The sequence below is a fragment of the Duncaniella sp. genome (assembly GCF_029054785.1).
Classification (GTDB): Bacteria; Bacteroidota; Bacteroidia; order Bacteroidales; family Muribaculaceae; genus Duncaniella.
Genome location: NZ_JAIDEN010000178.1, coordinates 57621 through 64784 on the forward strand (window position 1 = coordinate 57621; position 7164 = coordinate 64784).

Annotated in this window: 3 protein-coding genes; all 3 read left to right on the forward strand. The window is 50.1% G+C overall.

Translation table 11 applies throughout. From position 1 onward, the window contains the following. The first annotated feature begins 134 nt into the window (after nucleotides 1-134). The 3 genes from K2H17_RS10945 to K2H17_RS10955 all read left to right on the forward strand — a co-directional run bounded on the left by K2H17_RS10945 (nucleotide 135) and on the right by K2H17_RS10955 (nucleotide 6949). Nucleotides 135-1580 (forward strand): Ig-like domain-containing protein, encoded by a 1446-nt coding sequence (locus tag K2H17_RS10945; protein ID WP_300134716.1) that lies wholly within the window; start codon nucleotides 135-137, stop codon nucleotides 1578-1580. 519 nt (nucleotides 1581-2099) lie between these two features. Then, entirely contained in the window at nucleotides 2100-4385 is a 2286-nt protein-coding gene (locus K2H17_RS10950) for a hypothetical protein (RefSeq protein WP_300134717.1), read from the forward strand. Between the two features lie 272 nt (nucleotides 4386-4657). Next, entirely contained in the window at nucleotides 4658-6949 is a 2292-nt protein-coding gene (locus K2H17_RS10955; RefSeq protein ID WP_300134719.1) for a hypothetical protein, read from the forward strand. Nucleotides 6950-7164: the final 215 nt, after the last annotated feature.

Here is a 7164-nt window from a genome sequence, read left to right on the forward strand (position 1 = left end):
TGAAATTTTAACACTTTTGTTATATTATATTAAGACAATAACCCCTAACTTTGTACTACAACATCAATACAATTCCATTACCGGAACCCAGGATTGCGCCAATCAACACTTAATACACTAATTTCCAGACGCTTATGAAAAAAACTTTACTCACACTTGCAATTATGCTTCTCGGCCTCGGCGCTGCTAAGGCTGACGTGGTAAAAATGACCCCGACCGCAATTTCAGGTAATGCAGACCCATATACAGTAACCTGCACTTCAGACCCGGCATCTGACGTTCCTGCCTTTACTTTTGCTGCAATTAAAAATAACAGTTCTACAAAACCAACGTACAACGCTTCAAAAAAAGACCTTCGCATATACGCAAAAGGTTCGTTCTCTATTACAGCCCCCGAAGGCATCAAAATCACAAATGTAGTTTTCACTCTCTCAACACAAGGTCAAAGCCGTTATACAACTATAACCGCTGACAACGGAACGATCGCAACCCAAGCCCAAGGTGATACCGAAGTAAAATGGAGTGGATCTGCGTCGTCCGTTAAATTTACCGCGGGTGACAAAGCGACTCTTACTACTACACCAACCAATGCAGGCCAATTCTGCTTTACAAGTTTCGCTATCACCTATGAGACAAACGATCCTTCCGACACTCGCGGCAGTGCAGATATTGCATTCCCTGAATCTTCTTATACTGTAAATGAAGGCGAGGAATTCACCGCACCCGTTCCGACCAAAGCAACTACCGCCGCTCTGTCCTATACATCTTCAAACACAGCAGTTGCTACTGTTGACGCAACAACAGGCGCTGTTACAGTCGTAGCCCCCGGCTCAACTGAAATCACAGCTGCTGCGGCTGAAAACTCAGAGTTCAAGGCTGGCGAGGCTTCCTACATTCTTGATGTGCTCAAAGTTGTCAACTCTATTGCCGAAACAATGGAAGTTACAGACAAAACCCTGAAACTCCGCATCAACTACCCTCTGACTGTCGCTTTCAAGAACTTCAACAACAACTTCGCTTGCAACGGCAACGACTTCATCCAGATCTACGGCTCACAGCCTGACTACAAGGTAGGTGACGTGATCCCCGCAGGTTGGGTCGGCTGCTATGACCTTTACAACGGTGCTACTCCCGAAATCCTCAACTCCGCTGACATGCAGGCCGCTACCGAAAACAATGGCTTCACTCCCGCCAAAGTTTCTGAAATCTCGGCTGCCGACGTAAACAAGGTCCTCACCCTCGAAAATGTTGTCTTCGCAGAAGCAACTCCCTCTAAAAAGGAAAACTTCTCCGGCACTGTGGGCGGAAACACCGTTTCATTCCGCAACAACTACACTCTGGCAAGCGTTGAAGCCGGAACCTACAACGTAACCGGCGTGGTGACCGTTTACAACAATGCACCCCAGTTCTATGTAACTGCCTACGAAGAATCCCTCACAAACGGCATCGCCGACATCGTAGCTGACGAAAACGCTCCTGTTGAATACTTCAACCTCCAGGGCATCCGCGTTGAAAATCCCTCAAACGGTCTTTATATCCGTCGTCAGGGCAACAAAGTAACCAAGGTGATTGTTAAGTAATCACATCCCCCTCGGACTACAAACCGAATCTATAATATCACACAGCCTCCACCCGACACACCGGGCGGAGGCTTTTTCATATCCTCCCGTGAGGCCAATCCCGCATGGGCGTCGATGCCACGTCCCGCACGGCACATCCGCCGACGCCGTCCCACGCCCCGCGCGGACGCCCATCCACACGCGGGCGCCCCGACGCGCGGACGCCTGTCCGGATTTACCATTATTAACCAAATGTTTTGAAAAACCGTGAATTTGTGTCGGTGCGGCGCGATTTTTAGACAAAATGGCCTATAAATCGTTTGATTTAAAGAAATTTAACACATTTGTTGAATAATATTAATCCTATATACCCTATCTTTGCGATTGAGCAATTTTGGAATCATCAAGTCAACATTTTAGACGCATTATTTTACATCCGGCAATTATTTCGCGCGTTTCAGCGACAAAATGCCACTTAAAGACGCCAATAACTAAAAATCAGTCAATACATCACTTAACTCTTTAACCCATTTGTACTGTATGAGAAAAACGTTACTAACCCTGGTTGCTGTATTGCTCGGCTTTTCGACCTATGCCGCTGACATAGTCGAAAACTGGGAAGAAAAATCAAGCTTCGGTCCTACGACAAACGGCGGAGCGAGTGCCGTATCAGGCACAAGCCCCTTGACAGGTATTGAATATTCATTCATGAAAGCCTGCAAAGCGGTTCCGGGTCAGGCTGCCCTATCGGCATATCTCAGTTTTGCAAGCAGAAGCGGTGCTTATGTGGAATTCACACTACCTATCAACTGCAAGGAAATCAAGCTCAAAACCACAATCAATACCACTTCTACCGGCAAGATCAACATTCTTGCTGACGGAAACACTATTCAGTCGGCATATGCCGTAGGAGAGGGCGACAAGGAATATTCAGTTGAAATTCCTGAAGAATACCGCAAGACCGGCACTGTCTACCGCATTGCCCGCACAACCGGAACTCTCCAGTTTGCCAGCTTCACCTACGTAGAAGCAGCCGCCGGCCCTGATCAGCCCGGTCCCGACCAGCCCGATCCTGATCAGCCCGACGATCCCAATGCACTGAGCGTCCCCTACTCGATCACCTTCGACGAACCTGAAAAGATTGAAGGCTGGGCCTCCGTAGGACCCAACGAGCGCCCGAAATTCATGTATTTCAAAAAACAACAATCGCCCGTCTACTCAGGCTTCAACTGCGTCGCTTCGAAAAACCTCTTCTCAAGCAACGACATCGAATATAAGGACGCATGGTTCATCTCTCCCGCCGTCAACCTCAAGGCCGGAAAGAAATACACCGTCAAATACACCGTCGGCGTGACCAATGGCGAAAGCGCCAAACTCGGAGTCTTCTTCGGCAAGGAAGCCACAGCCGAAGCCATGACCAACACCGCCCTCGCGCTTGAAAGCTACGTCGGCAAAGGCCTGGGTGCGATAAATGGAGCACAAGAACTCTTCACCATCACCGCCACTGTCGCACCGACCGAAAGCGGAACCTTCCACATCGGTTTCTATGACAACACCGACAAATATTGCAGCGCCAAGACCATCCTGACCGACTTCTCCATCGCCCAGGCAGCCGCAGGCGAAATGCCCGGCAACCCGACCGACTTCACCGCCACTCCCGCCTCGACCGGCGCACTGTCAGTAACCCTCTCGGCCAAAGCTCCCGCCGTTGACGCCGAAGGCAACGCCCTCAAAGAGCTCACCGCACTCGAATTCCTCCGCGACGGCACCGTCATCGAGACCGTCAAGAACCCGACTCCCGGCGCAACCTACACCTACACCGACAACGAAGCCAAAAACGGCAACAACACCTACGCAGTCCGCGCCCTCAACTCCTTCGGCAGCTCAAACCTCGTCGAAGAGCAGGTCAAAGCCGGTCTTGAGATTCCCAAGCCCATGACCGACGTAGCCGCCCACCAGACCGAGGCAGGCAAAGTCAAAGTGACCTGGACCAAGCCCGAAGGCGACATCTTCGGCTTCCGCTTCCCCGACCTCTCGCTCATCACAGCCAAAGTTGAAGTCTATGACGGCACAACCCTCATCAAGACCTTCAGCGATCTCGCAGGCGACGACGCCGTAATCGAGATCAACGACGGAACAGCTGACCAGAAGTTCTACAACCTCAAGGTCTACGCCGTGACCTCAGGCGGCCCCTCGCTGGAGACCGAAGTCAACGCCGTGCCTGTCGGCAAGGCCGTCAGCCTCCCGTATAGCGAAAACTTCAGCGGCGCAACCGCAAGCCAGCTCATCCAGGCCGTCAACAACGAACGCTACTCCGCATCCTGGACCATCAAGGACGGCTTCGCACAGTTCATGTCGACCAGCGGCTCAGGCGCGACAGCATCACTTTACAGCGGACTGATCGCCCTCCCCGCCGACGCCAAAGTCAAGATGACTTTCAACTATTCGAATTACAGCGGCTCGAACACCAACCCCACCCTCTCGGTGCTCATCAACAGCAACGGCGAATGGGTTGAGGCAAAGAGCTACGAAGTGTCGTCCTCGGAAGACACCGCAGCCGAAATCGACCTCTCGGACTATGCAGGCAAGGACATCCAGTATGCCCTCCGCGGCAAGCTCGGCATGTATGGCTACTATATCAAGGTTGCCGACATCAAGATCGCCGAAGAGTCTGAAAGCGGCATCGAATCGATCATCACCGACGAAGCCGCCGAAGGCGAAGCCATCTTCTATGACCTCATGGGCCGTCGCGTCAACAACCCCGCCGCCGGCAAGATCTACATCAAGGTCCTCAACGGCAAGGCATTCCGCGTGCTCGTGAAATAAGAAAATCTATTTGCAGTCAGCCTCCGCCACTTCAGAAGCCGGGGCAGACCCGACCGTCAACCGTGACACCGACGCCCATCCGGCGCCGGTGTCACTCTTTTTCAGAGACTCCTGCAAAGGATTTTGTGTTAATAATCCTTAACGATAGTGAATATACGCACAGACTCCCAATAAATTGCGTATATTTGCGAATGATTTGTATAGCTTAACTTTATCTATAACTATCTTCTCATATCTTTTACATTCATCCGAAGACCTTTACAGACCACACTATGCGTTTAAGTAACTTATTAGTAAGCGCTTCCCTTGCGGGCGCACTGCTCACCGCATGTACGACTGACGAGATCGCTATCCCGCGTAGCGAGCTTTATGCGCGTGAGTTCATCAAGAAATTCGGCGTGATCGACCCCAACCGCGATCTGAGCGCCGCCACACATTCAGGAATCAACGTCGTGACCACCAGCCCCACAGATGTCAAAGTCTATGCCGACATCAACGGCAAGCGCTATCTCTTTGCCGAGGGCCGCAAAATCTCAGGCACAACACCAATCAAATTTGACGTCCCGAAATCAGTCAAAGAAGTCATCGTCGACGCCGGAGGACAGAAAATCAAAGCCTCCCTCGGTTCGACAGTGAGGGTGTCTGCTCCTCATAAAAACATTTCAAGGAATATAAATGGCAGCGAGGATGCATGGACTACTGAAGATGGTCTGAGTTGGAAAATTGCACCGGAAGAAAAATATTCTACTCTTGCTGTGCTCTCATATCTCGGAACATATCCTGAAAATAAAAATAATATTCCGAATGGCCTGAATTCATTCTATTTCATTGCGGATGGTAAGCCGCATACGTTTTATCCATTTTATTGGCATACCGTTGCCCAGCATTGTTTGGGTATCTATGTAGTTGACCCTGACGATGAAGATAAAATAACTCTTCATGACCTTTATTATTCAAAGTCAGGCGAGCTAATGGTTTCAGACAGCTATAAACCGGAAATTGATGTGATAACTCATTATGCCGGAGTTTCTCGTTTGGTCGCTATGAATAAAAATAATACGGGATTGCCGGATTTCATAACCTATTCAGGGCCAGGGAAAGATTCCTGGGAAGGATGGTTGAAAGATCTCGGCATAGAACTCTATGGCAGTAATTATGCAGAAACTCAAATCCGTGAGTTTGGAGAAGATAGCCCATTTACAACAAAACATGGCTATATATCCAAGATTTCATATATTTATTACGCAGATTCAAGGGTAATTTCTTTTTATGAGATCCCCTATGAAGATTATGACGAAGTTCTCAATCAAAAGGCCAATGAAGGCTCATGGAAGAAAGTGGGTTCTCAGCCGGCTTATGTCGCATCTCCAGATACGTATATAAAAACACGTGGTATAACTTATTCTCTTCCAGAAGGTACAAGATATGGCTTCTATATAAAGATCCGTAATCATGAGATCAATCAAGAACAACAGGTTGAAGATATCTCTAAAGACTATGCGGCCATAGTATTTTCGAATGCCGATCGCAATAAAAAGCCATATTATGATGAGTCCGGAGCGATCAGGAATGAAAAAATTTACACAAATAAGTGGCCTGAAAGTTTTTACTCAAAGGATGGCTATGAACCTGGTCCGTCAGACGCATATGTGTATGCCTCTTGGGGCAAAGGACAGATGAATGGTATTCAGTATTCTATGTTCGGATTTGAAGATTGGCCTGCAGACGACAATGGTACAGCATGTGATATGAACGACCTCATGTTCCTTTTCGCTGCTGGAGAAGAGCCTACTCATGTAGTGGATACCAAAGATCCCGATCCCGATCCCGAAGTTTACCAATGGATGATTGCCGCTGAGGACTTGGCGGGAACATACGACTGGGACTTCAATGACGCCGTATTCGCCGTAAGCGCCACAACCATCGTAGACGGCGAGGACAACAACTCCACCAAGACTGAAATCACAGTCGAACCCCTCGCCGCTGGCGGTACACTGCCCATCTACGTGATGTTCAACGGAACCATCGCTGATGAAAACGGCCAGGACCTCGGAACAGGCCACTTCAACATCGGCCCGGAACTCCACAAATGGCTCGGAGGCCATTTCCGCACCCCGATCAACGTCGACAGCCCCGTAGCCTCGGCCAAAGGCAATTCCCTGACATTCACCGTCAACGGCCAGTGGTCGCTCACCGAGGAATATAAGGACAACCCCCAGTGGTCTGAGAAGGTTGTCAAGGGTATGGGCGGCTTCTATGTGCTTGTCAATCCCGGCAACGGCCTGAACCAATTGCAGGAAGCCATCATAAAATTTGACCCCGCGCTGCTCGACGATGAGAACCACTACCACATGGTGACCCCTCCCAAATCGTTCAACAATCAGGGACAGGTCCACATATCGCCCGAAATGCTCTGCATGGAAGCCAACTGGTGCTGGCCGATGGAAGAAGTCGGAATCCACACTGTCTATTATAACTTTGAGCAGTGGCTCCGCGGCGAAGCCGCCGAATGGTACAGCGACCCCGCCACCTGGAACCCCGCCAAAGTAGTCAGCCGCAAGTAAAATATTGGTGAATACATTCTATACCCCGCGCCCCGGAAGCCATTTTTAAGGCCACCGGGGCGCGATTCCGTTTTGGGCGGGGGGGCGTATGCGTAGTGTCGCACCTACGGCGCTTTTTTTGTGGGGAGGTGGGGGTATCGTCAAACCAAAGCTGCGGACACCAACGCCGCCCATTCATTGGCCTGGCATCTTACGAACCCGACCCCGCCAGTCGA